The sequence below is a fragment of the Pelovirga terrestris genome, from assembly GCF_014773365.1.
Lineage (GTDB): Bacteria > Desulfobacterota > Desulfuromonadia > Desulfuromonadales > Geopsychrobacteraceae > Pelovirga > Pelovirga terrestris.
Window position 1 is genome coordinate 136,361 of sequence record NZ_JACWUN010000007.1, and the last position, 23,559, is coordinate 159,919.

Annotated in this window: 20 protein-coding genes and 1 tRNA gene; 7 read left to right on the top strand and 14 right to left on the bottom strand. The window is 52.2% G+C overall.

All coding sequences use genetic code 11. The annotated features are described in order from the left end of the window. Positions 1-114: 114 nt before the first annotated feature. The 3 genes from ICT70_RS07930 to ICT70_RS07940 all read left to right on the top strand — a co-directional run bounded on the left by ICT70_RS07930 (position 115) and on the right by ICT70_RS07940 (position 3,069). Positions 115-429, top strand: a complete 315-nt coding sequence (locus tag ICT70_RS07930; RefSeq protein WP_191155288.1) for a BON domain-containing protein — start codon at positions 115-117, stop codon at positions 427-429. Continuing rightward, positions 426-1,961 carry a B12-binding domain-containing radical SAM protein gene (locus ICT70_RS07935; RefSeq protein WP_191155290.1) on the top strand — a complete coding sequence of 512 codons (1,536 nt, stop codon included), beginning with the start codon at positions 426-428 and terminating at the stop codon, positions 1,959-1,961. The genes ICT70_RS07930 and ICT70_RS07935 overlap by 4 nt, the downstream gene beginning before the upstream one ends. Positions 1,962-2,031: 70 nt before the next feature. Next, positions 2,032-3,069: a sensor domain-containing diguanylate cyclase gene (locus ICT70_RS07940; RefSeq protein ID WP_191155300.1), complete on the top strand. Its 1,038-nt coding sequence runs from the start codon at positions 2,032-2,034 to the stop codon at positions 3,067-3,069. A 52-nt stretch (positions 3,070-3,121) separates the two neighbouring features. Here the strand turns inward: ICT70_RS07940 and ICT70_RS07945 are convergent, their stop codons facing one another. Continuing rightward, positions 3,122-4,531 carry a sigma-54 interaction domain-containing protein gene (locus tag ICT70_RS07945; protein ID WP_191155302.1) on the bottom strand — a complete coding sequence of 470 codons (1,410 nt, stop codon included), beginning with the start codon at positions 4,529-4,531 and terminating at the stop codon, positions 3,122-3,124. 33 nt (positions 4,532-4,564) lie between these two features. Between ICT70_RS07945 and ICT70_RS07950 the strand changes: the two genes are divergently transcribed. Further along, positions 4,565-4,738 (top strand): hypothetical protein, encoded by a 174-nt coding sequence (locus ICT70_RS07950; protein ID WP_191155304.1) that lies wholly within the window; start codon positions 4,565-4,567, stop codon positions 4,736-4,738. Positions 4,739-4,840: 102 nt separating this feature from the next. On the opposite strand, the gene ICT70_RS07955 is transcribed toward ICT70_RS07950, so the two are convergent. The 10 genes from ICT70_RS07955 to ICT70_RS08000 all read right to left on the bottom strand — a co-directional run bounded on the left by ICT70_RS07955 (position 4,841) and on the right by ICT70_RS08000 (position 16,356). Next, positions 4,841-5,650 carry a universal stress protein gene (locus ICT70_RS07955; RefSeq protein ID WP_191155306.1) on the bottom strand — a complete coding sequence of 270 codons (810 nt, stop codon included), beginning with the start codon at positions 5,648-5,650 and terminating at the stop codon, positions 4,841-4,843. A gap of 131 nt (positions 5,651-5,781) precedes the next feature. After that, positions 5,782-6,486, bottom strand: a complete 705-nt coding sequence (locus tag ICT70_RS07960) for an ABC transporter ATP-binding protein (protein WP_337906802.1) — start codon at positions 6,484-6,486, stop codon at positions 5,782-5,784. Positions 6,487-6,493: 7 nt separating this feature from the next. After that, positions 6,494-7,273, bottom strand: coding sequence for an ABC transporter ATP-binding protein (locus ICT70_RS07965; protein ID WP_191155310.1), 780 nt, complete (start codon positions 7,271-7,273; stop codon positions 6,494-6,496). Beyond that, complete coding sequence (locus ICT70_RS07970; protein ID WP_191155311.1) at positions 7,263-8,219, bottom strand: branched-chain amino acid ABC transporter permease; 957 nt, start codon at positions 8,217-8,219, stop codon at positions 7,263-7,265. The genes ICT70_RS07965 and ICT70_RS07970 overlap by 11 nt, the downstream gene beginning before the upstream one ends. After that, positions 8,219-9,115, bottom strand: coding sequence for a branched-chain amino acid ABC transporter permease (locus ICT70_RS07975; RefSeq protein WP_191155313.1), 897 nt, complete (start codon positions 9,113-9,115; stop codon positions 8,219-8,221). Before ICT70_RS07975 ends, ICT70_RS07970 begins: the two co-directional genes overlap by 1 nt. A gap of 154 nt (positions 9,116-9,269) precedes the next feature. Then, on the bottom strand, positions 9,270-10,400 hold the full coding sequence (locus ICT70_RS07980) for a branched-chain amino acid ABC transporter substrate-binding protein (protein ID WP_191155315.1): 1,131 nt from the start codon (positions 10,398-10,400) through the stop codon (positions 9,270-9,272). Positions 10,401-10,536: 136 nt separating this feature from the next. Beyond that, entirely contained in the window at positions 10,537-11,445 is a 909-nt protein-coding gene (locus tag ICT70_RS07985; protein WP_191155317.1) for a proline dehydrogenase family protein, read from the bottom strand. Between the two features lie 111 nt (positions 11,446-11,556). Further along, entirely contained in the window at positions 11,557-13,206 is a 1,650-nt protein-coding gene (gene pruA / locus ICT70_RS07990) for an L-glutamate gamma-semialdehyde dehydrogenase (protein ID WP_191155319.1), read from the bottom strand. 267 nt (positions 13,207-13,473) lie between these two features. Next, a complete protein-coding gene (locus tag ICT70_RS07995; protein ID WP_224746905.1) occupies positions 13,474-15,204 on the bottom strand; it encodes a sigma-54 interaction domain-containing protein in 1,731 nt (576 codons plus the stop codon). Positions 15,205-15,258: 54 nt separating this feature from the next. Further along, positions 15,259-16,356: an SEL1-like repeat protein gene (locus ICT70_RS08000; RefSeq protein ID WP_224746906.1), complete on the bottom strand. Its 1,098-nt coding sequence runs from the start codon at positions 16,354-16,356 to the stop codon at positions 15,259-15,261. A gap of 204 nt (positions 16,357-16,560) precedes the next feature. On the opposite strand from ICT70_RS08000, the gene ICT70_RS08005 reads away from it, so the two are divergent. Beyond that, positions 16,561-17,520: a chemotaxis protein gene (locus ICT70_RS08005; RefSeq protein ID WP_191155323.1), complete on the top strand. Its 960-nt coding sequence runs from the start codon at positions 16,561-16,563 to the stop codon at positions 17,518-17,520. Between the two features lie 81 nt (positions 17,521-17,601). Here the strand turns inward: ICT70_RS08005 and ICT70_RS08010 are convergent, their stop codons facing one another. Further along, the gene (locus tag ICT70_RS08010; RefSeq protein WP_224746907.1) at positions 17,602-20,046 is read right to left on the bottom strand and encodes a TRAP transporter fused permease subunit; all 2,445 of its coding nucleotides are present in this window, start codon (positions 20,044-20,046) and stop codon (positions 17,602-17,604) included. Between the two features lie 109 nt (positions 20,047-20,155). Continuing rightward, positions 20,156-21,163: a TAXI family TRAP transporter solute-binding subunit gene (locus ICT70_RS08015; RefSeq protein WP_191155325.1), complete on the bottom strand. Its 1,008-nt coding sequence runs from the start codon at positions 21,161-21,163 to the stop codon at positions 20,156-20,158. A 585-nt stretch (positions 21,164-21,748) separates the two neighbouring features. Here ICT70_RS08015 and ICT70_RS08020 point away from each other — a divergent pair. Both ICT70_RS08020 and ICT70_RS08025 read left to right on the top strand, forming a co-directional pair. Beyond that, positions 21,749-21,949, top strand: coding sequence for a cold-shock protein (locus ICT70_RS08020; RefSeq protein ID WP_191155327.1), 201 nt, complete (start codon positions 21,749-21,751; stop codon positions 21,947-21,949). A 270-nt stretch (positions 21,950-22,219) separates the two neighbouring features. Beyond that, entirely contained in the window at positions 22,220-23,305 is a 1,086-nt protein-coding gene (locus ICT70_RS08025) for a GTP pyrophosphokinase (protein ID WP_191155329.1), read from the top strand. A gap of 149 nt (positions 23,306-23,454) precedes the next feature. Here ICT70_RS08025 and ICT70_RS08030 read toward each other — a convergent pair. Continuing rightward, positions 23,455-23,531: transfer RNA gene (locus ICT70_RS08030), tRNA-Met, on the bottom strand. Positions 23,532-23,559: the final 28 nt, after the last annotated feature.

Sequence of the window (23,559 nt, forward strand, 5' to 3'; positions counted from 1 at the left end):
GAACACTATCCAGCAAGCTCAGCTCGACTGAAGCGGTCGAACTGTTCCCTGAAAAACTGTTTCACCTCGCCCCTTTTGGGGGGCAATAACATTCAACCACAAAGGAGAAATATCATGTTTAAACCGCTGCAATTAATGAAGTTTCTGGTTCTATTAGTGATGACAATTGCATTCATGGGTTGTGCCTCTACGGCAAAACAGTCAAGCCCTGGAGATTATGTCGACGACACAGTCATTACGACCAAGGTCAAAACAGCCATTTTTGATGATCCGGACCTGAAAGTGATGCAGATCAGCGTCGAGACCCGCAAGGGTGTCGTCCAGTTGAGCGGCTTCGTCGACTCCAAGCGGAATATCAGCAGGGCGGGAGAAGTAGCAGGTAGCGTTCCCGGGGTTAAAAGTGTGAAGAACGATCTGATTGTAAAATGAACATTCTGCTCGTCTACCCGCATTATCCCGCAACGTTCTGGAGCTTTCGCTACGCCATGAAATTCATTGGCCGTAAAGCGAGTTTTCCGCCACTGGGTCTGATGACGGTGGCGGCGATGCTGCCGGACAGTTGGGAAAAAAGGCTGGTCGATATGAACGTGCGGCCCCTTGCCGACGCAGACTTGCAATGGGCCGATTACGTTTTCATCAGTGCCATGAGCATCCAGCGCGCCTCGGCAGATGAGGTTATTGAGCGCTGTTTACCGCTGGGAGTAAAAATCGTCGCCGGCGGTCCCCTGTTTACCTCTTGTTATGAAGATTTTATTGAGGTTGATCATTTGGTGCTGGGTGAGGCGGAGATCACCCTGCCCCGTTTTCTGGAGGATCTGCAGGGCGGCACGCCGCGGCGTATCTATCATGCAGAGGGGTGGGCGCAGCTCGAACAGACGCCCATGCCCCTCTGGAATCTGGTCAGAATGCGCGACTATGCCGCCATGAATGTCCAGTACGGGAGGGGTTGTCCTTTTGACTGTGAGTTCTGCGATATCACCTCTCTCTTTGGTCGCCGACCCCGCAGCAAACCCCTGTCGCTTCTTTTGGCCGAACTCGAAAGTCTCTATACCGGGGGTTGGCGAGGCGCGATCTTCTTCGTCGATGACAACTTCATCGGCGACAAACCCAAGCTTAAGCAAGAGATTCTGCCGGCCCTTATTGATTGGATGAAAACCAAAAACTATCCTTTTTATTTCTACACCGAAGCGTCAATTGATCTCGCCGATGATGCGGAACTGCTGAACTTGATGGTCGACGCCGGCTTCGAAGAGGTCTTTATCGGCATTGAAACACCACATGACGGCGGGCTTTTTGAGAGTGGCAAGAGCCAGAACAGAAACCGCGACCTGCTCCTCTCGGTCAAACGTATCCAGCAGGCCGGGCTTCAGGTTCACGGCGGCTTCATCGTCGGCTTCGATAGCGATCCGATCTCAATTTTCGACCAGCAGATCCGCTTCATTCAAGAGAGCGGCATTGTCACCGCCATGGTCGGAGTGCTCTCCGTCCTGCGCGGCACTAAACTTCATCAACGAATGGAACAGGAAGGACGGTTGCTCAAGAGCTCCTCAGGTGACAATACCGCCATTGATCTGAATTTTGTCCCCCGCATGAAAGCAGAGTCCCTGATTGCCGGTTACCAGGACATCCTTACCACCATCTATGCCCCCAAGCAATTCTACCAACGGGTAACCCGGCTCTTTCGCGAATACCAGCCCCGGCCTCAGACCGGATTTCATTTACAGCAGGGGCACCTGGGGGCGCTCTTTAAATCAATGCTGTTTCTCGGGGTGCTCGGCAAGGAACGCTTCCATTACTGGAAACTCTTCTTCTGGTCGTTGTTCCGCAAACCCCGGCTTTTCCCGCTAGCCATTACCTATGCGGTGTACGGTTTCCATTTCCGCAAGGTTGCTGAACAGATCAGCGGCGGCAATCTGTTCGCAGACAACCAGGGTGGAGACACCAGCAAGGTTGGTAGTTGAAAATAATGGCGGTCGGATCATGACAGCTCAGTAACAAGAGTGGCAATCCCCTTAACTTACTGGAGACATTATGGATCATCCAAAAAATTCCGCGCCTGAAGGTAACCGGTTGCGCCACCGAGCTGAGGACTATCTGTTCATGCAACGATCGGGGAAAACCCTTTCTCGAACAGACTCTGAAATCCAGGGTCTTCTTCATGAACTGCAGGTTCACCAGATCGAACTGGAGATGCAGAATACCGAGTTGCGCCGGACCAGAGATGAACTGGAAACATCCCTCTCCATGTATACCAATCTATACAATTTCGCCCCGGTAGGCTATTTCACCCTCACTCGTGACGGCACCATTCAGGCCGTCAACCATAGTGGGGCGGCCCTGCTGAACAGCGAGCTCTCCCGCTTGCTTGGAAAACGCTTTGGTCAGTACGTCAGCCCCGAAGACAGAGCTTCCTTCGCCATCTTCCTCGAAAAGATTTTTGCCGGTCGGGATAAGATAGAAGGAGAAATAACATTACTGAACACGAAAAACATGCCCCTCATCGTGCGGATCGAAGCAGTGAAGACCGTATCAATGCAGGAGTGCCTCTTTGCCCTCATTGATATTACCAAAAACAGACATTATGAGGAGAAACTTCAGTATCTGAGTGCCCACGATACCCTGACCGGTCTTTTCAACCGTTCTTTTTTTGATGCGGAACTGGAACGTTTGATGGACAGTCGCCTTTACCCGGTCAGCATTATTATCGCGGATGTCGATGATCTCAAGGGCATCAATGACACCTTCGGACATGCAGCCGGAGACCAGATGATCAAGCTTGCCGCAAAAGTACTACGTCATGCTGTTCGACCGGAAGATGTGGTCGCCCGTATCGGCGGGGATGAATTTGCGGTTCTGCTGCCGCAAACGACAAGCACCGATGAGGCGTTTCTGCGGATGCGCCAGAGCCAAGATACAATTCAATTTGAAAGTAAGGAGTTACCGCTAAGACTCTCCCTCGGTGCCGCGACGGCTCGCAATAGCGGGCAGCTCAGGGATGCCATGCACCTCGCTGATTTACGTATGTATGAGGATAAAAACACTAACAGACAGGGTCGCTCTGAGGGTTAACCGGCAAGCAGAACGCATCGTCCTGGTTCCAATCAAGCTGGGCAGATCGCCATTATTCGCTGACAAACCTGCCAATCCCGTAGTGGCGTAGTTTGCGTGCTACGGTAGGCTGACTCATTCCCAGCATTGCAGCAATCCGGCACTGTCTGCCGTAGCGTTTATGGGCCTGGTAAAGAACCTCCCGCTCAACACTGGCAAGAATCTGCACCATTGACATAGCCGCCGGCCATGGCGTCGAGGTGGTAATATGGGCCACGCCGTTGTTCAAAACCACTGCCGGCAGATGATTGACATCGATCAGGGGTCCCTCCGACATGACCACCAGGCGCTCACACAGATTCATCAACTCGCGCACATTTCCCGGCCAGGCATAGGTGCAAAGGCGATCAAGGGCGGCCGGGGTCAACTGCCGCCGCACTCCGACCCGCTCAGCAAAATAGTGAAGATAGGAGTTCAACAGCGGCACGATGCACTCCTGCCGCTGGCGCAGGGCGGGGATCTGTATGGGGATCACGCTGAGGCGATAGTAGAGATCTTCGCGAAACAGCCCGCTATCGACACGCTGCTTCAAATCACGATTGGTTGCGGCAATCAACCGCACATCAACCTGACGTTCTTTGGTAGCGCCAAGACGGGTTAACCGGCCATCCTCCAAAAAGCGCAACAATTTAACCTGGGCAGAGAGGGGCAGTTCAGCAATTTCATCAAGAAAAACTGTTCCCTTGTCGGCCAGTTCCAATTGTCCGGGTTTATTGGCAACCGCTCCGGTAAAGGCCCCGCGCTCATAGCCGAACAGTTCTGCTTCAATCAGGGATTCCGGAATCGCGCCACAATTGAGCTTAATCATCGGTTGTTGGGCCCGATGAGAACCGACGTGAATCAGATCAGCGATCAACCCCTTACCGACCCCCGACTCACCCAGCAGCAGCACCGTCGAATCAACCTGACTTAACCGTCGGGCCTGCTTCAGGGTCGTCGCCATCAACGGACTCTCGGCAATTACGTCCCGGCCATTTAGCTGCTCACGTTGCAACTGGGATAGCTGCCGACGAAACTGGTTACCCAACTCCTGCTGATCTTCCAGATCACGTTTGAGCCGCTCAATCTCACTAATGTCGCGCTCACTGACCACCACCCGAATCAGTTGTTGCTGTTCATCAAAGACCGGCGTCGCCGTGGAAATCAGTTTGCGACCGGTACGGCTCTGCTGCAGCAGGCTGACCTGGGCTTTGGCTTTGATCGCTTCCAGGGCGGCAGACGGCAGCAGAACCAGCCCTTCCCTGGCGACATCAAGATAATTGCGTCCTTCAAGCTGCTCGGGCGTGGCATTATTAATGCGTGCTGAAGCCGGATTAACCCGCAAGATCCGCCCGCCGGCATCACAGACAAACAGACCATCGGAGGAGGAATCGATGATCGCGTCAAGTTCGCGGGCCAGTTCCTGCAGGGAGCGGTTAACCATTTAGTGATGCTTTCGTAAGAAGTATCAAGGTCGATGGCTAAGCAAAAAGCGCCAGATGCACGGCGCATGATTATTGTGAAAAAAGGCGTACATTATGTAGAAACAGTGTATCTGTTCAGTGCAGGGTCTTTGGATCCTGGGGCAAGGGTTTTGGTCGCCATGAATGGCGACAAAAAGCGGTCATGGATGACGAAAAGCGTCCCTTGACATAGGATCCAAAGGCCCTGCGCAAGGAGAGAGCTGAACAGATACGAAGCAGTGAAACAGGCGCAGCAAGGCAGCAGTTGGCGAGTTTTTGCGGCGCCATCGTTAATGGGACATCAGCACCGGCAACGTCATACATTTCAGCAGGTGACGTCCGGTCTCACCCAGGGTCTGCTGGCCACGGCGCGTCTGCGAGGTTGCCCCCATCACCAGCAGATCAGCTCCGCAATCAGCGGTCATGTTCAACAGCAGATCGCCGATACTCAAATCGCCACTGACCCGCTTTTCACAAGAGAGGGGTAGCTCGTAACGAGCCATATGTTGACTGATATCAGCCTTGTGAGCGTGGAATGCTTCGTCCCCTCCCGGTCCGTGAACCGTCACCACCCGGACGTGATCTGCGCGGCGCAGAATCGGCATCGAGTCGTGTAGTGCCCGACAGGATTCCGGTCCGCCACGCCAGGCCATGAGGATCTGCTTGTACTCGTTTTTAAAGCGCCCGGCGTAGGGGACAATCAATACCGGCCGACCGCTGCCCAGCACCGCTTTTTCCGGCAGGTTATCCGGCACCCCCTGCTCATCAGCGGAGCTATCGGTCTGGCTGAGCACCAGAAGATCATGATAGTGAGCATGGAGATTCAAGGCATTAATCAAATCGATGCGACTGGTCTGACAGTCAACCAGAATCCACTCGGTGCGCACCTTCACCTTGGCTGCCTGCTCTTCAAATTTCTTGCGGGCCGCTTCGGCCCGGGCAACAAATTCAGCCCGGTGATGGGAGAAATACATCTGTGAAATAATATAGATCCCGGTCAACGGTGACTGGTGTTGAGCCGCCAGCCCGACCGCGGCAGCCGTCCGTGTCGAACAGGTCGGGCGGTCATCGATATGGACCAGAATGCTTTTATAATTCATGCCGAAGCTCCTGTTGTTCTACTGTATTAATATCAGGCATCTGTTCAGCACCGGGTCATTGAATCCGATGTCAAGGGACGCTTTTCGTCATCCATGACCCGGGGCAAGGATAGTGCTGAATAGTTACAATATCAGTTCTTTTTACCCAGATAGGCTTCCTGGACCTTCTCGGACGCCAGCAAATCTGCTGAAGGTCCCTCCAGGGCGATTTTCCCTACTTCCAATACATAGCCGCGATCTGCCAGTTTCAGCGCCGCCTTGGCGTTCTGTTCAACCAGCAGCACCGTCACCCCCTGGCGCGAAATTTCCTTTATCTGCTCAAAAATCGCCTTGACCAGAATCGGCGCAATCCCGAGGGAGGGTTCATCGAGGAGCACCATCTCCGGATCACTCATCAAGGCTCGGCCGATGGCGAGCATCTGCTGTTCCCCACCGGAGAGGGTGCCGGCCAGTTGCTTGCGCCGCTCTTCCAGACGCGGGAACATCTCGTAGATCCAGCGCAATGTCTTGGGATTGACCTTCCCCTTGCTGTAGGTTCCCAGCAGCAGGTTTTCTTCGACCGTCAGCACGCCAAAAACCCGTCGACCTTCAGGCGAATGACTGATTCCCAGCTTGACGATTTTGTGCGCCGGGATCTTAGTCAGTTCCTGCCCTTTAAAACGGATGGAGCCCGACTTGGTCTTGATCAATTGACTGATCGCCCGCATCGTGGTGGTCTTCCCGGCGCCATTGGCACCCAGGATGGTTACGATCTCACCACGCTGCACCTCCAGCGATACTCCCTTCAGGGCAGCAATAGCCCCGTAGGAAACCTCAAGGTCCTCGATGGTGAACAGAACGTCATTACTCATCGTCTTCATCCTCACTGCCGAGATAGGCTTCGATGACCAGCGGATTTTTCTGGATTTCCTCAGGTGTCCCTTCGGCTATCTTTTTACCGAAATTCAGCACCGTCAGATAATCGGTCACCTTCATGACCAGTTCCATGTCATGCTCAATCAGCAGTACCGTTATTCCCTTCTGGCGAATGCTGAAAATGGTGTCAACCAGCTCAGCCGTTTCATTGTCATTCAAACCGGCGGCCGGCTCGTCGAGAATCAGCAGGGTGGGGTCAACCGCCAGCGCCCGTGCCATCTCGACCCGGCGCTGGAGACCATAGGGCAATGACATGGTTGGCGTGGCAGCGAATTCCTCAAGGTTGAAAAACTCGAGAAGTTCACCGACTTTCATCCAGTTCTCTTTTTCATCGCGGCGCGAGCCGGGAGTCGGGCAGATCCCGTGCCACCACCCTTGAGAGCTTTTGATGTGCCGGCCACTCATGATATTTTCCGCCACCGACATCTGGCTGAACAGACGGATGGTCTGAAATGTCCGGACGATGCCGCGGGCGACAATCTGATAGGGGGTCATGCCACGAATTTCTTCACCGCGCCAACGAACCGATCCCTCTTCTGATTTATAGATCCCGGTTATACAGTTGAAGACCGTTGTCTTGCCGGCACCATTGGGGCCGATAACGCCATAAATCTGACCGGAAGAGACTTTCATGGACAAGGCATCAACCGCTGTCAGGCCACCAAAACGTTTGGTTACATCGGTTAGAATCAGTTCGTTATCCGCCATTTTTCGGTTCCTTGATCAAAAATTTCGGAATCTTTCCAAAGGTTGCCGGCCAGATGCCACGTGGTCGCAAAATCATGGTCAGGATCATGGCAAAACCGAACACAAAGAAACGCCAGGTCGAGAACTCGCGGAAGATCTCCGGCAGCACGAACATGACGAACACCCCGATCAGCACCCCGGGAATTGACGACCCTCCGACCAGGACAATACTGAAAAACAATACTGACTGGATAAACTCAAAGGCTTCGGGACTGACCGCTGAGTATTGAGTGGCAAAAACACTGCCGGCCAATCCGGCAATCCCGGCGCCAAGACCAAAAGCAAAAATCTTGTAGAGGCGGGTGTTGATGCCGATACTTTCGGCCGCCAGGGGATCTTCGCGCAGGTAATGGAGGGCACGACCAACCTTGCTTTTGTCAAGATTGATCATGATCGCCAGGGTCAACAGCAGGACGGCAAAAGCGTAGTAGTAGATGGCGACCTGACTGCTCAATTCGAATCCGAACAGCCGTAACGGGTCGATGCCGAAGATGCCGTTGGGACCACCGGTAACGCCGCCTAGGTTGTTGATAAGAACCTGGACAAAAACGATATTGAAACCGATGGTGACGACCAGCAGATAATCACCACGCAAATGGACAATGGGCGCCGCGAGGACAATACCCAACAACACCGGTGCAACGATCGCAACCGGAACTGTCGCTACAATCGGCCAGCCGAAATGGGAATTTAAGATCGCCGTCACATAGGCGCCCATGCCGAAAAACATGGCCTGTCCCATGTTGAACATCCCGGCCTTACCCAGCACAATATCCTGTGACAGGGCGACTACCGAAAAAACCAGAAAAGTAACCGCCACGGTTTGCCAGCGCGTATCCAGCAGATGCGGCAGAATGGCCATCACAACCAAAAACACCAGCAGGGAGACAAGCGATAGTTTTTTCATCAGACCTTCTCCGCAACCCGCTCACCAAGCAACCCGGTGGGACGAACAATCAGAATAAAAATCAGCAACATGAAGGTAAAGGCATCGGCCCAGGTGCTGGAAACATAACCGGAGATAAAAGCACTGAACAGCCCCAGAAGCATACCGCCCAGCATCGCACCGGGGATATTGCCGATACCACCAAGTATTGCTGCGATGAAGGCATATAAACCATATTGCCAGCCCATATTAAAGGTGATCCCACGATAATAAAGACCGATAAAAAGGCCACCGATCGCCCCCAGGGATGAACCGATGACAAAGATCAGGGCAATAATATTATTCACATTGATGCCCATCAGCCGGGCAGCATCCTGATCGATGGAACTGGCCCTGACCGCTGCCCCTATACGGGTTTTTTCAATAAAAAGGTACAGTGCTACCATCAGCACCAGGGAAATAACCAGAATCAGCACCTGAATCAGGCTGATCACCACGCCGCCAAAGTGCCAATAGTGCTGCGGAACCAGTTCCGGAAAAATCCGCATGCGCGGCCCCCAGATCAGCATGATGCCGTTCTGGATCACCAGACTGGCGCCCAACGCCGAGACCACCGCCGACAGGCGGGGAGCCGTACGCAACGGCCGATAGGCAACGCGCTCCAGAATGACCCCGACACAGGCCATTAATCCGGCCGTCAGCATAAAAATCGCGATCACGGCAAACAGGGATGATGCCTGACCCATGACCTGGGTATAGACCGTCAAACCAACGAACGCCGAGGCCGCGACCATATCGCCGTGGGCGAAATTGATCAGGCGCATGACCCCGTACACCATGGTGTAGCCCAGTGCGACCAGGGCAAACATACTGCCAATGGTTAAACCGTTAGCAAGTTGTTGCAGAAAGGTTTCCATAAATCAGGTGCTCCCGTTAGCCGGTGATTGTTGTTCTTGGCCGTACAGCTCAGTACAGCAAAAAATGCAGCTGTAACAAACTCTGCAGCCAAGGATGGAGGGGGCGAGTGCAACATTCGCCCCCTCCGCAAGGCTCTGGTTGTCTGATCAGAGATTACTGCTGATGGGCAATCTTGTAGCTACCATCCGCCTGGATTTCAAAGGTCATGTAGCTGCTGCCAATCCGATTACCGTCTTTGGCAAACTTGAGCGGCCCAGTGATACCCTCAATCGGCTCATCCATGTTCCACAGATACTCAACCGCTTGACGGGTGTCGAAGCTTTTATTCTGTTCCATGGCATGGATAATGGCACGCATACCATCAATGTTCATCAGACCCCAGATTGACGGCGGACGCTCACCGTAGGTTTTCTCGTAGTCGTTGATGAAATCTTTGGCGAGGTCGTAGGGAAGCATATCAACGGTCGGAACGTTGATGATCTTCGCACCTTTTGCTGCCGAACCGGCCAGCTTGATAAAGTCAGGATTGTCGTTGGCATCACCACCAATAAAATCGGCATTGATACCCAGAGCGACCTGCTGGGCACGTAGTTGACCGCCGTCAGTGTAATAACCGGCAGAGAAGATGACATCAGGGTTCTTGGAACGAATATTGGTCAGCACCGGGGTAAAGTTCTGGGAGTCGGCGCGAATCTTGTCATAGGAGACAACATTGCCACCAAGAGCTTTAATTGCTGCTACCGTTGCATCAGCCAGACCCACCGCATAACTGGAGAAATCGGATACCACGACAATCCGCTTGTAGCCTTTGACGTTCACCATATAGTCAGCGGCATATTCAGCTTCGGCACTATTGGGGAAAGAGTTGCGCAGGAAGGTCCAGTAGCCCTTTTCGGTCAAGCTGTCAGCAGTACCATCCGAGGTCTGGATAACACCGGCATCATAGTAAATTTTCTGAGCTGCTTCAGCTGCGGTTGAAGTGTACGAACCAATAATCATCTTGACCCCGCGATTCACCAACTCACGGGCACAGATCGCTGAGGCCATGGCGGTTGCCTGGTCATCGCAGGTAAACACCTCGATCTGGCGCCCCATTACGCCACCGGCAGCGTTGATCTGATTGGCGAGAAGGCGGGTACCGTTATCGATCCCCTGACCTTCGTTGGCATAACTGCCGGTAATCGGTGCCTGTACCCCGACCTTAAGGGTTTCGGCACTGGCCCATGTTGCCGTCATCACGACCGCAACGCAGACCACAAACAAGGATTTAAGCATTTTCTTCATCTGATCCTCCTGATTCTTTCATTGTTGACTTGCAGATACGCTGCAAACGATCTCAGATCCACCCAGTGGTGATGTCAATCTGAGCCTGCCTGCAACAACCAATAATTGAAGATTAGAATAGCACAGAATCCTGAATTTAGTGTTTGTTTATCCCGAGCATTTGTTTAAGAGCATGCTGGGCAATCGACGGATTTTCTTTGAGACGGCGCCGTGAATAGGGGAGCCAGTCACGCCCGTAGGGCACATAAATCCGCAAGCGGTGACCGCCGGCGAGAATGATTTCACGCAACTCCTCATCGACCCCTAACAACATCTGAAACTCGTATTGATCCGCTGTCAGATTCATTTTACGCACCAGGTGCATCGCCTCAAACACCAGAAATTCATCATGGGTAGCTATCGCCGCATAAGCCCCCTGTTCCAACATTTGCGCAAGACAGTTGCTAAAGTTGCCATTGATCGCCTGGGTATTTTTCCAGGCATGGATCCGCGGTTCGACGTAAATCCCCTTGCACAGGCGATAGTTCTGATAACCGTCAGCATGATTAGCAATATCCTGGGGGGTACGCCGCAGATAGGACTGAAGCACCGTACCCACATGGCCGGGAAATTCCCATCGCAGCTTATCGAACATTTCCAGGGTCGCATCGGTGGTGCCGACATCTTCCATGTCAATACGCACAAAGCTGCCGAGTTTTTTTGCTTCACTAACCAGTTCGTGAATTAATTCAAAACAACGCTCCGGGTCAAGCAACAGCCCCATCTGGGTCGGCTTAATGGAAAGATTACCGTTAAGCTTTTCCCGGTCGATGGTCCTTAGTATCTCAAGGGCCTGATTTTTGAATTCAATCGCCTGATCAAATTGGGTAATGAACTCACCAAGAATATCGATGGTCGTCATCATCCCTTGGCGGTTCAGGTCTTTGCTGACCTGAACCGCATCTGCCAGGGTCGAGCCGGCAATGTACCCCTTGGCAAAATAACTGACGATCGGCTTCGGCACATGCATGATCGTTTTGGCAACAGCATAATTAAATAGTGACATAGGGCATTTCCTGGTCGCTGGTTAGGGTGCAACTTTTATTCATTGCTCTGGCGGTTAAACATTGAAATATAGGGACGGGGATTCCCCGCCCAGGGCGCGGAAACCGCGCCCCTACTCAGCTGCCATATAGGGATATTCAAAGCTACGCGGCGGCACAAAGTTCTCCTTGATCGCCCGCACCGACACCCAGCGCATCAGATTCTGCTTGCTGCCGGCCTTGTCGTTGGTGCCTGAGGCACGGGCACCACCAAAGGGTTGCTGGCCGACGACCGCTCCGGTCGGTTTATCATTGATGTAGAAATTACCCGAGGCATTTTCCAGCTTCTTCATCACTTTGCTGACCGCGACACGATCCTGGGCGAACACGGCCCCGGTGAGACTGTAGGGAGAAGTTGTGTCGCACAGCTCGAGGGCGGCATCAAGATCAGCATCGGCATAGCAGTAAAGGGTGATGACCGGTCCGAAGATTTCTTCTTCCATGGTTTTGAAATGCGGGTCAGTGGTCACGATGACGGTCGGCTCAATAAAGAATCCCTTGCTGTCGTCATAATTGCCCCCGATGACGATCTCGGCATCCGCCGATTCTTTGGCGTAATCGATATAGGCGGTAATCGACTTGAAGGCGTTGCGATCGATGACGGCGTTAAAGAAGGTCGAAAAATCGGTAACATCACCCATCTTGATGCGACTGCACTGAGCTGTGAGCTCGGCCATTACCGGCTCCCACAGTGATTCAGGAATATAGGCGCGGGAGGCAGCGGAGCATTTTTGCCCCTGATACTCAAAGGCACCTCGCACAATAGCCGTTGCCAACGGTGCAACATCCGCCGAGCTGTGGGCAAAGATAAAATCCTTGCCGCCGGTTTCTCCAACAATCCGCGGATAGCTTTTGTACAGATTGTCAGCAATATTGCTGCCGATCTGCTTCCACATCCCCTGGAAAACGCCGGTACTGCCGGTAAAGTGAATGCCGGCAAAGTCAGGGCTGTTCAGACAGGTATCACCGACATTGGCACCGGAACCGGGAATAAAATTGATAACGCCATCGGGCAATCCGGCTTCCTGCAGCAGTTTCATAAAATAGTAGGGTGCATAGACTGCCGATGAAGCAGGCTTCCACACCACGGTGTTACCCATAATCGCCGGCGAGGTCGGCAGGTTACCGGCAATGGCGGTAAAGTTGAAAGGCGCAATAGCAAAGACAAACCCTTCCAGCGGGCGATGCTGGACATAGTTCCAGATCGGTGGGGGCGAGTGCAGGGGCTGGTCGGCATAGACCTGCTGGGCGAAATAGACATTGAAACGCAAAAAGTCGATCAGCTCACAGGCGGAGTCGATCTCGGCCTGATAAGGGGTCTTGCTGATATTGAGCATGGTCGCCGCATTGATCAGAAAACGGTAAGGACCAGCGAGCAATTCTGCCGCTTTAAGAAAAATCGCCGCCCGCTCTTCCCAGCGCAGGGCTTCCCACGCAGGTTTGGCGGCCATGGCCGCATCGATAGCCATCTGGGTTTCTTTGGGCCCGGCCTTGTGATACTGGCCAAGGGTCACTGAATGGTCATGGGGACAGGCGATTTTTGCCAGATCACCGGTACGCACTTCCTTGCCACCAATAATCAGCGGAACTTCCACCTGTTTGGATTTCAACTCAGCCAGTGCGTCCTTGATCTTGCTGCGTTCAGGACTACCGGGTGCATAACTCAGTACAGGCTCATTGTGAGGATACGGAACAGACAGTACGGCATTGTTCAAAAGGTTCATGATTCTCCTCTTATGAAATGGGGGGACAAAGCAAACGATTAACAGAAACGTCTACTGGACTACAGCAAAGAAAGTGCCAAACTCTGTTTTGTTAGATAAAACATATCTAATGTGACCTTAAATGAAGCAGGCGGGCTGGTGTTTTTTAAGGGGTCTGATCAGATCAGAATTTTTTATTCATGGCTGGTTATCTTATCCACGAAGGAAAAGAAAGAACTGCGCAGCGAATCCCTATGCAAAGATGCATAAGGGTGTGGATTGGAGTGCCTAAGAGATAAGCTGATGTTTTTTCAGTTTTCTGGCAATCGTTGACTGATTAACCCCCAGAGCCTCAGCTATTTCTAGCTGTGAATGATGGGCGCACAGCGCTCGGGCGAGTATTTCTTTCTCAACTTTTTCCAAAGCATCCTTAAGAGATAGACCAATGGGGAGGGAACAAGGCTCTGAACCCGAAGGGACGGGAACGGGCCCAATCTGCCCGGGCAGATCATCAACATCGATAACATCGGTCTCTGTCATCACCACCAAGCGCTCGCAGATGTTCATCAACTCACGAACGTTACCCGGGAAGGAATAACCACACAGGGCATCCAGGGCAGCGCGGGTCATGCGTTTTCTACAGCCACTGCGCTTACCGAACGCCTCCAGATAATGATGAATCAGGGGAATAATACACTCATCTCGGTCGCGCAATGCCGGGATCTGGATAGGAATAACATTGAGTCGATAGTAAAGATCGAGACGGAAGCGTCCCTGCTCAACCATTTCTTCCATATTCTGATGGGTTGCGGCCAGCACCCGGACATCCAGCTTACGCCCTTTGGTGTCACCCAGGCGGGTGATCTTGCCGTCTTCGAGAAAACGCAGCAACTTGACCTGCGATCCGAGGGGGAGCTCGGCAATTTCGTCGAGGAACAGGATTCCACCGTCGGCCAGTTCAAACTGACCGGGCTTGCCACTGTTCAGAGCACCGGTAAACGCCCCTTTTTCGTAACCAAACAGTTCTGCTTCGATGAGGGATTCGGGGATCGCCCCACAATTGATTTTGATCAGCGGCTGTCCCGCCCGCGCTGAGTGGGTGTGAATCAACTGGGAGATCAAACCCTTGCCCACCCCGGATTCCCCAAGGATAAATACCGAAGAATCCGCCTTGGCAACCCGCATGGCCTGCTGCACGGCACGGATCATCTGGGGACTGCGGGCAATAATCTGCTGCGACTCAAGTTCAGCCTGCTGCATGGCAAGCATCTGGTCACGCAAACTATTCTTGATGGCTTCCTGCTTTTCCAATTCCCGTTGCAAGGCATCAATTTCGGTGACATCACGCTCACTGACAACCACCCTGATCAATTCGGCACGTTCATCAAATACCGGCGTGGCAATGGAAATCAGTTTATGGCCACCCTTGTTCTGCAGAAGGCTGACCCGCTCCTTACTGATACTCGCCTCTAAGGCCGCTGAACGATCAATAAAACCTTCATCAATCAGCGCTCGCATGTTGCGGCCAACCACAGCGTTGGCAGAAATCTTATGGATTTTTTCTGAGGCTGGGTTCATCCGAATAACATAGGCGTGGGCATCACAGACAAAGAGCCCATCTGAGGAAGAATCGATAATCGTGTCGAGCTCACGCGACAGGGTGTTGAAGGAGGGATGGCGGCGCGTCATGATGTCGAGCTGGCTGCTGTCAACCAGCACACAGACGGCACCGACAATTTTCTTCTTTTCCAGCAGCGGATTGATTGCCACCAGATATTCACAACCACTCAACTGCAGTGGAACCTCAGAACGACTTAAGCTGCCGGTAAGAATTTTTTCAACATGCTCCCAGAAGCCGGGATAATCCTCTTCCAGCCGGATACCAGGGACAATCCCCAGGGATTGCTGTGCCCGGCAACTCGTCAGGGTTACCTGACCTGACATATCTGTTACCAGGATATTACGGTCGGTAGCATCGACGACCGATTGGACATCTAGAAGGGCGGATGAATTGTTCATGGAATGATTATGCATAAATGCATTAGCTATGCAAGACAGAATAGTGGTGAACGATTAAATCGATTCCCAAAACTCTGCGGCCTCCTTCCAACGCAACGCCTCATCTATATCCCGCGGCACCCCGGTGCCGGTCGAGTACATGACCCCAAGACAATACTGCGCCCGTGTATGCCCCCGATCTGCAGCCTCCGTCAACCACCTTTTCCCTTCGACGGCGTTCTTATTTACCCCCTTACCGTTGAGATACATCACTCCGAGATTGTACTGAGCATCGGCGTTGCCGGCCTTGGCAGCTTCGCACCACCAATGGTAAGCCAGAGAAAGATCCGGGGCCACCCCGATCCCCTTGGCCAGATGCTGCCCCAACAACACCTGGGCGCGCTGATGACCGCGGGTGGCTGCCTGCTTAAGTAACACCACGGCGGTCAGAGGATCACGCACCTCACCGCTGCCACCACCGAGCAACTTGCCCAGATGGTAGAGGGCATCGAGATAGTTCTGCTCTGCCGCACGCTGCAACCACCTGAGTGCCTCACTGTCACTCTGCAGGACTCCGGTTCCCTTGACGTACATCATCCCCAGATGAAACTGTGCTGCCGGCAATCCCTGCTCCGCTGCCTGACGCAACCATTGACGTGCCTTGGAATAGTTTTTTTGCACCCCCTTGCCGACAAGATACATGTGCCCCAGGGTAAACTGAACCTTGGGGTTCCCCTGTTCCGCCGCCAGGGCCCACCAGCGCCGCGCCTCAAGAAAGTCCTTGAGAACACCGTGCCCCTTGGCATACATCAAACCAAGGTTATACTGCGCATCAGAAAAACCCTGATCTGCCGCCTTTCGCAACCAGATCAGGGCCTGCCCATAGTCCTGGTCAACTCCACGCCCCTTGATGTACGCCTGTCCCAGGGCATTCTGGGCGCGGGCATAGCCCAACTCGGCGGCCTGAAGGAAGTAACGTGCTGCTTCGGCAGCATTTTCTGCCGTGCCCTGACCCAGATCATACATCCGTCCGAGCATAAATAAGGCCCGCGGATACTGGTGCTGAGCAGCAAGCTTGAACCATTTCATTGCTTCAACATAGGATTTTGCCACCCCCTTGCCGTGCAGGTAACTCATCCCCAATCGATAATGTGATTGCGCCAATCCGGTCATATCTCCCCCAACATCAAACACAACAAGCAACAACGGCAACCACGCCGCCAGAAAACACCCCCCAAACGGTGTTAGGGCTTGTACTATACATGAAAAACTGCTCGCGATTGAACCATCAAAACAACCATAGATAAATTGTTGACAATTCTATCATTAATGTGATCAAATCTTAATGCTGTTATCCCGCTACCCTGAGGACACCCCATGACAACCCAGCACAAACAAGAGATTCTCCTTGAAGCCGGCACCAATGAGATGGAAATCATTGAGTTCTATCTTGGCACCCAGCCTTTTGGCATCAATGTCCAAAAACTCAAAGAAATTATCCCTTTTGACCAGGAGGCGGTAACAACAATCCCGGGCTGTGGCGCCGGCATGCTCGGCACCCTGCTGCTACGCGGCAACACCATTCCGCTGATAGACCTGAAGAGACATCTGACGCAAAAAAGCAGCGCAGCTAATGTTGACCAGCGACGCGTGGTTCTGGTCTGTGAATTCAATAACAGAATCAACGGCTTTAAGGTTGACGGGGTTAACCAGATTCACCGCATTTCGTGGAATGACGTCCAGCCCATGGCCGGTTTTATCGATCAGTTTCGCCCACGATTTACCGGTAGCGTGAATATCGATGGCCGTGAAATCCTGATTGTCGATCTAGAGCACATTGTGACTGAGTTCGATCCCGAAGCCAACATGGATTATGAAATCGATTTACGCCGGGATCTTTTCGAGGAACAACGCCCTCACACGCGCGAACAAATGAAGCTGATGATGGCAGAAGACTCTTCCCTGATTCGCGCCGGCATCGAGCGCGTCCTCAAAAGTGCCGGTTATACCTCTCTTGAGGTTTATGCCGACGGCCAGGCATGCCACGATCGCCTGCTGCAGCTCAGACAGGAAGTCACCAATGGCAGCAATCTGCGCGACCACCTGCAACTGCTGATCACCGACATTGAAATGCCGAAAATGGACGGACTCACCCTGTGCAAAAAAATCAAGAGTGACCCGCTCCTTAACGAGCTTAAAGTGATTCTCTTCTCATCCCTGATCAATGAACAGATGTCAGCAAAGTGTGACCTTGTCGGGGCCGATGGCTATGCCACCAAACCCCAAATCCCCTACCTGGTTGAGATGATCGACAGCATGCTGGACATCAGCAACTAAAAATTCGGTTCAAATTTGACGCAACAAGGGCGGTAGAATTTATTCTGCCGCCTTTGTTGCAAGTGATCCTCTCAAAATCTCTCAGGCCGGTCCTGTCGCCAGACCTTCATCCCGCTTATTTTTGCTTTTCTGCATGTACAAGATGCCGGCAACTATCACCAGACCGATACCATCGGTCAAAAAAGTTGGCCAGAACAACAGGAACGTAGCCCCTGCCAGCAGGATCCATTCCACCACCGACGTTCTCCTGAGCCAGTAGCCCATCATCAAACTGGAGAAAGCAATGGTTCCCAGAGACGCCGAGAGGAAGGATGAAAAAATCCGGTATGGGGTCGGCGAAATCTCGGTGCGCACCAGGTTGTCCCCCGGCTCAACCATCGCCCCCGGACGCGAAAAAACCTGGGTCACGGTAGCATCACGCCGGGCTTTTACCTGAACCACTTCGCCTCCTGCCATGATCAGGGCGAGAACGTCACCTCTTAAAACTTCCTGATTTTCTTCAACTTCAACCTTAATCACGCTGGCAAAAGGAGCATCCATCTCGGGAATTTTGGCATCGATCACCTTCCCCTGAAACAGGATTGACGGAGTAAAGGCAAACAATAGCGGCACCACATACAGCATTTTAGCAAACTTGAATGCTGTCCAGCCGGTCTTCCAGGGGTCCGATCCCGCTATTGCTGCACCGGCATAAGCCGCCACACAAACGGGAGGAGTGATATTGGAGTCCTGGCTGAGCCAGTAAACGATCTGATGCGCGACGATCGCCGCAACCCCAAAAGCGCCCAGCGCCGGCACCGCCAATACCGCAACAATCAGATAAGAAGCCGTCACCGGCACACCCATACCAAGAACCAGCGAAGCCAAGGCAATGAGGATGATTGCCAACAGCAAACTGTTACCAGCCAGAGCGATAATCAGATCTGAGAATTTGAGCCCCATTCCGGTCAAGGAAATCACCCCGACGATGACGCCGATAACCCCGACTGTTGCCCCGATAATCAGCGTGTTGCGGGCACCAGTCTGAATCGCCTCCCAGATTTCTTTCGGCCCCATGCGGGTCTCCTTATTCACCCAGCTTACTGCGATACAGGAAAATGTGGCCCAGAAGGCGGCAAACCCGGGTGAACGACCCACAAGCATCAGAATCGTTATAATGACCAGGGGAAGAGCATAATACCAACCGGCTTTAAGAACCTCCTTCCAGTGGGGAAATTCCTCGTCTTTAATGCCGATAATATTCAGTTTTTTTGCCTCAAAATGAATCATACAGAAAACAGAGAAAAAGTAGAGCATGGCCGGGCCAACAGAGATCATCATGATGTAGGAGTAAGGTAAGCCGGTTAATTCTGCCATCAGGAACCCACCAGCCCCCATGATCGGTGGCAGAAACATACCACCGATGGATGCTGCGGGCTCAATCGCACCGGCAACATGAGGGCGAAAACCGGCGCGCTTCATCAGCGGGATGGTAAAAGCACCGGTTGAAACCGTATTGGCAATGGCGCTGCCGGATACCGAGCCGAACAGCGCTGAAGCCATAACCGCAACCTTGGCCGGGCCACCGGTACTGCGACCGGCCAGGGCCAGCGGCAGGTCGATAAAAAAGCGTCCCGCTCCTGACTTGTGCAAAAAAGCGCCGAAGAAGATAAACAGAATAACGTAGGTTGCCAGGACATTGGCCATCACCCCGAACACCCCATTGGTTGTCAGAAACAGGGCATTACAGATGCGCTCAAAGCTGAAACCCCGGTGGGCAAGGAGACTCGGCAGATAGGGGCCAAAATAAGCAAAAGAAATCATTGAGGCACCAATGATGGTCATCGACCAGCCCAATACGCGACGACAGACCTCAAAAGAAATCAGTATGCCGGTAATACTGATCAGGGCATCCAGTTCATTTTCCGCACCGGCCCGCCAGTTCAGTGCTTCAAACTGGGACAGCCAGTAATACACAACACCGGCAGCAACAACGGCAAAAAGAACATCGGAGCTGGTCGGCTGGTTATCCCATTTTTTGGCACACCAGGTATCGACGATGTGGAGAACCACGGCAAGAACAATAGTGACCAGAAACAGCGGCCAAAGGGTCATCGCCTGCGCCAACCCGGCGCCGACACCATCGCCCTTGAAGGTGTCGGCTAGACCCATAATGTGTTCATAATAGATGGCATGATCTTTATAGACCAACAGAATAGCCAGCACACTGGTCAGCAAAAATGCCAACACCAGATTCATCACCCCGCGAATCCAGGTGACTCCTACCGGATAAAGCAGAAAAACCAGCACGTAGGTGATAAAAACGTAAATCCCCAGATGAAACTGGGTTCCGACTGACGCAACCCCGGCCGCATAAAAATAGAAAACGACAAGAACGGCACCAAGCGATGCCACAACCCAATGCCAGAACCCTGTTGGTGTCCGGAAGGTCTTGGCATCCTTCTCCATCAGTTTTTTAAGTTTTTTCTTGTCCTCTGCATCCATGTCTGCGAGGTTTTCCAAAGATTTTTCAGTATCGTCGGACATTGATCGCTCCGTGCCGGGGTTCATTATTTTTTTAGGGATATTTTTTAGGGATGAGACAAAGGAAGCGGAGCCAAAGGCCCCGCTTCCGGTTTGCTGTCGATATTGCCGGTTACTCGGCTTTTTGTGCGTCAGACAGGGTCAAGCCCTTTTCTGTCCAGAACTTGGCAGCACCCTTGTGAACAGGGGTGGCAACACCGAACAAGCCGTCTTTAATCTGCATGGATTGAGCGGTTCTGGTGACGCTGACCATGAAAGCCAGCCCTTGATCAGAATAGATGTCAGTCAAAGAACGATATACCTGGCCTTCGTCAACATGCTTGCCTACGGCCCAGATGGCGGAATCCTGGACAGTCTTTACATCGTAATCAACACCCTGATAGGTGCCGGCGGGGATGGTCACTTCTGCGTAGTAGGGGTGATCCTGGAAAAAAGTTGCTCCCGGTGCCTTGGCCGCTTCAACCAGGCTCAAGATGCGGATCGGGTTGCTGGCTGCGGCCTGAATAACCGACGAGTTGGGGTAGCCGGCGAACACCCACATAGCGTCGATCAGACGGTCACCAAGAGCCGAGGCGCCCTGACTGTAACCAATAAATTCCGGAGTAAACTTGTCCCACAGACCGACACCGGTGAAGTAACGCTGTGCCGAAGCAGCGGCTCCGGAACCCGCGGGGCCAACGGCAACACGCTTGCCTTCCAGTTGCTTGACATCAGTAATACCACTGGAAGCCAACACAAGCAGGTGAGCCGGAGCACCATACAGATAAGCCATTGAATGAACATTATGATACTGGCGCTCATCACCAGTCAGTTTTCCTTGTTTCGCTAAAAACATATCACCAGCGTAGACGATACCGAAATCGGCATCGGCAGAATTGACCCGCCGCAGGTTCTCAACCGAACCGGCCGACATCATATTCGATACGTCCATATCGGTTTGGGTGCGTGACAGGCGCGAAGAGATAGCATTGGAGAAATACTGGAAGGTTCCTCCGTCAGGACCACCGGAAAATGCAAGACGCGATTTCGCCAATGCATCTGAGGCGCCACCGGCCAGGGTCAGGGTTACCACAAACAGTGTTACCGTTAATCCTGTCAAAAACTTGTTGAAATACGACATTTTTTCCTCCTTGGAAAAGTTTTTTAGAACGCAATTTGATTTGCGTTCACTGAAACAGCAAACCTGATGCCAATGGCAGAGGAATGCTAAAAAAACCGCTAACAGCCCGCCTGAAAAGACATTTAACTCATCAGAGCGAACCATGAGACGGCGTGAAACAAAAACCTATCTGGTGATTTACCGCCTATAGTGGTAAATTTTAGCCACCTGGTTCCGTTTTCGAGCTAACCACTAAAACAACTTTACAACTCATTCCTTAATGATTCTTTTAACGGACCCCGACTCAGCATCTTTAAGCCGTAAATAATACAACACTATAGAACGCTTTTATGGCTTCGGTCAACAACCGCTAAACAGCCCATAAAACCAAATTAAACTTTTTTCTGTTTTTACTTGCATCAGCGTCCCGACCCATGCTAGGTTCCACAACAACTTAACACGTTTGTGGATTATTCTTTTCGCCCGACAACAGTTGTCATACGGATCAGAACACGCAGACCTTAATAAGGGTGCGTGTTTTTTATTGGCGAACAAATAAGGACACAAACACAATAACGTTCCCGCGAAGGAACATGGAGAGAAAAAATGGCAGAAGGTACAGTAAAGTGGTTTAACGATTCTAAGGGTTTTGGCTTCATCGAGCAGGATAACGGACCGGACGTGTTCGTTCACTTCTCACAGATCCAGGGCGACGGTTTCAAGTCTCTTGCCGAAGGTGATCGCGTTCGTTTCGACGTGACCCAAGGCCAGAAGGGCCCTCAATCGGCCAACGTGCAAAGAATCTGATTCACATTTGCATCCGCCAAAAGGCCCCGTTTACGGGGCCTTTTTTTTGCCCGCCACGTGCTCTTCAGTCGCCACATCCTGCCACCATCACCACCCACAGTGCCTGATCATTAAAATTGTATCGAAAAAAATGCCGCACACCCTCCCCACAGGACAAAAAAACAGGGTATATTAATTGTTCACGACAAAACAGATTTTTTGCCAACTTAACCGCGTTCACACAAACCATAACCTCAAAGTTTCACCTATCATAACAACAGGATCAGACCATTGGCCTCGCTGGACTTCGAACTGGAAAAGAAGCTTTTTCGGGAATTTTACGCGCAACACCAGTGCGATCTCGAAAACATCAAAAATCACTACATCAATACGATTGAAACCCTGATCAATCAGTCAGACCTGGACGAGGTCACCAAGATTGAAGGTCGGGTCAAGGACCAGGACGAATGCATTAAAAAGTTTCAGCGCAAATATCAGGGCAAGCTCGAAACCGAAGGTCACCCATATGCTATCAAAGACTACCTGAGTGACTTAATTGGCATTCGCATTGTCTGCCTCTATGAGGATCAGGTTGCCCAGGTATCTGAAACCCTTAAGGAACATTTCAACATCATCGATGTCACCGATAAGATTGCTGCCATGGAGGGCACAGAAGATCTTTTTGGCTACAAGGGGCTGCACATGGATCTGGCTCCCAACACAGCTGTCGTCAATCACGATGGCATTGTCAACTTCCCCTTTGAAGTTCAGATTCGCTCGCTGATTCAGGACACCTGGAGCGTCCTTGATCACAAAATCAAATACAAAAAATCAATCCCCAACAATCTGAAACGCCGCATCAATGTCCTCTCGGCGCTGTTTGAACTGGCCGACCGCGAATTCAAGGAAATCCGCAACGCGACCAGCGAACTGATGGAGGAGGCAACAGCCGCCCCCCTAAGCGACAGCCCAGCCGTCGATGGAGAGACGGAGGATGCCCAATCCATTAACGGCAGAGCCATCAATGCTTTTAACTTCTTGCGGGTTGCCGGACATTTTTTCAGGGATTTTGAATTTCAGGATTACAAGGTCGACAACTTTGTCCAGGATATCCTCTCCCTGGACCATCGCTTCAAGCGTTCCGATTTGCACCAGTCATTAGTCAACAACCTCAAAACCGTCAAGGAATATCGCAACCTCTTTATGGCTGCCAATCCCGACAACACCTTCAGCCCCTACACCATTATCCGCCACTGCCTCTATCTGCACGACCGCAAAACCTTTGAACGCATCCTCTCACAAGGACCACGGGAACGCTTCAACCGCTGGTTGCGTGCCAGGGAAAATAACGGCGTGACAGACAAGGAAGGGAAATAGTTTTTGTCCCTACCGACATGCTGGATTAGGAAATTGTATTTTTTGATTCTGGAACACGGAGTTTTCCGCCGCCTCGGCAAAAAAGAACCGTTCCCGAACAAAAAAAGAGGCCGCCAGATCGCAGGATCCAGTGGCCTCTTGATTTTTTTTGGTTGCGGGAGAGGGATTTGAACCCCCGACCTTCGGGTTATGAGCCCGACGAGCTACCAGACTGCTCCATCCCGCGTCAGAATTTGACACCCTATTCCTCATAA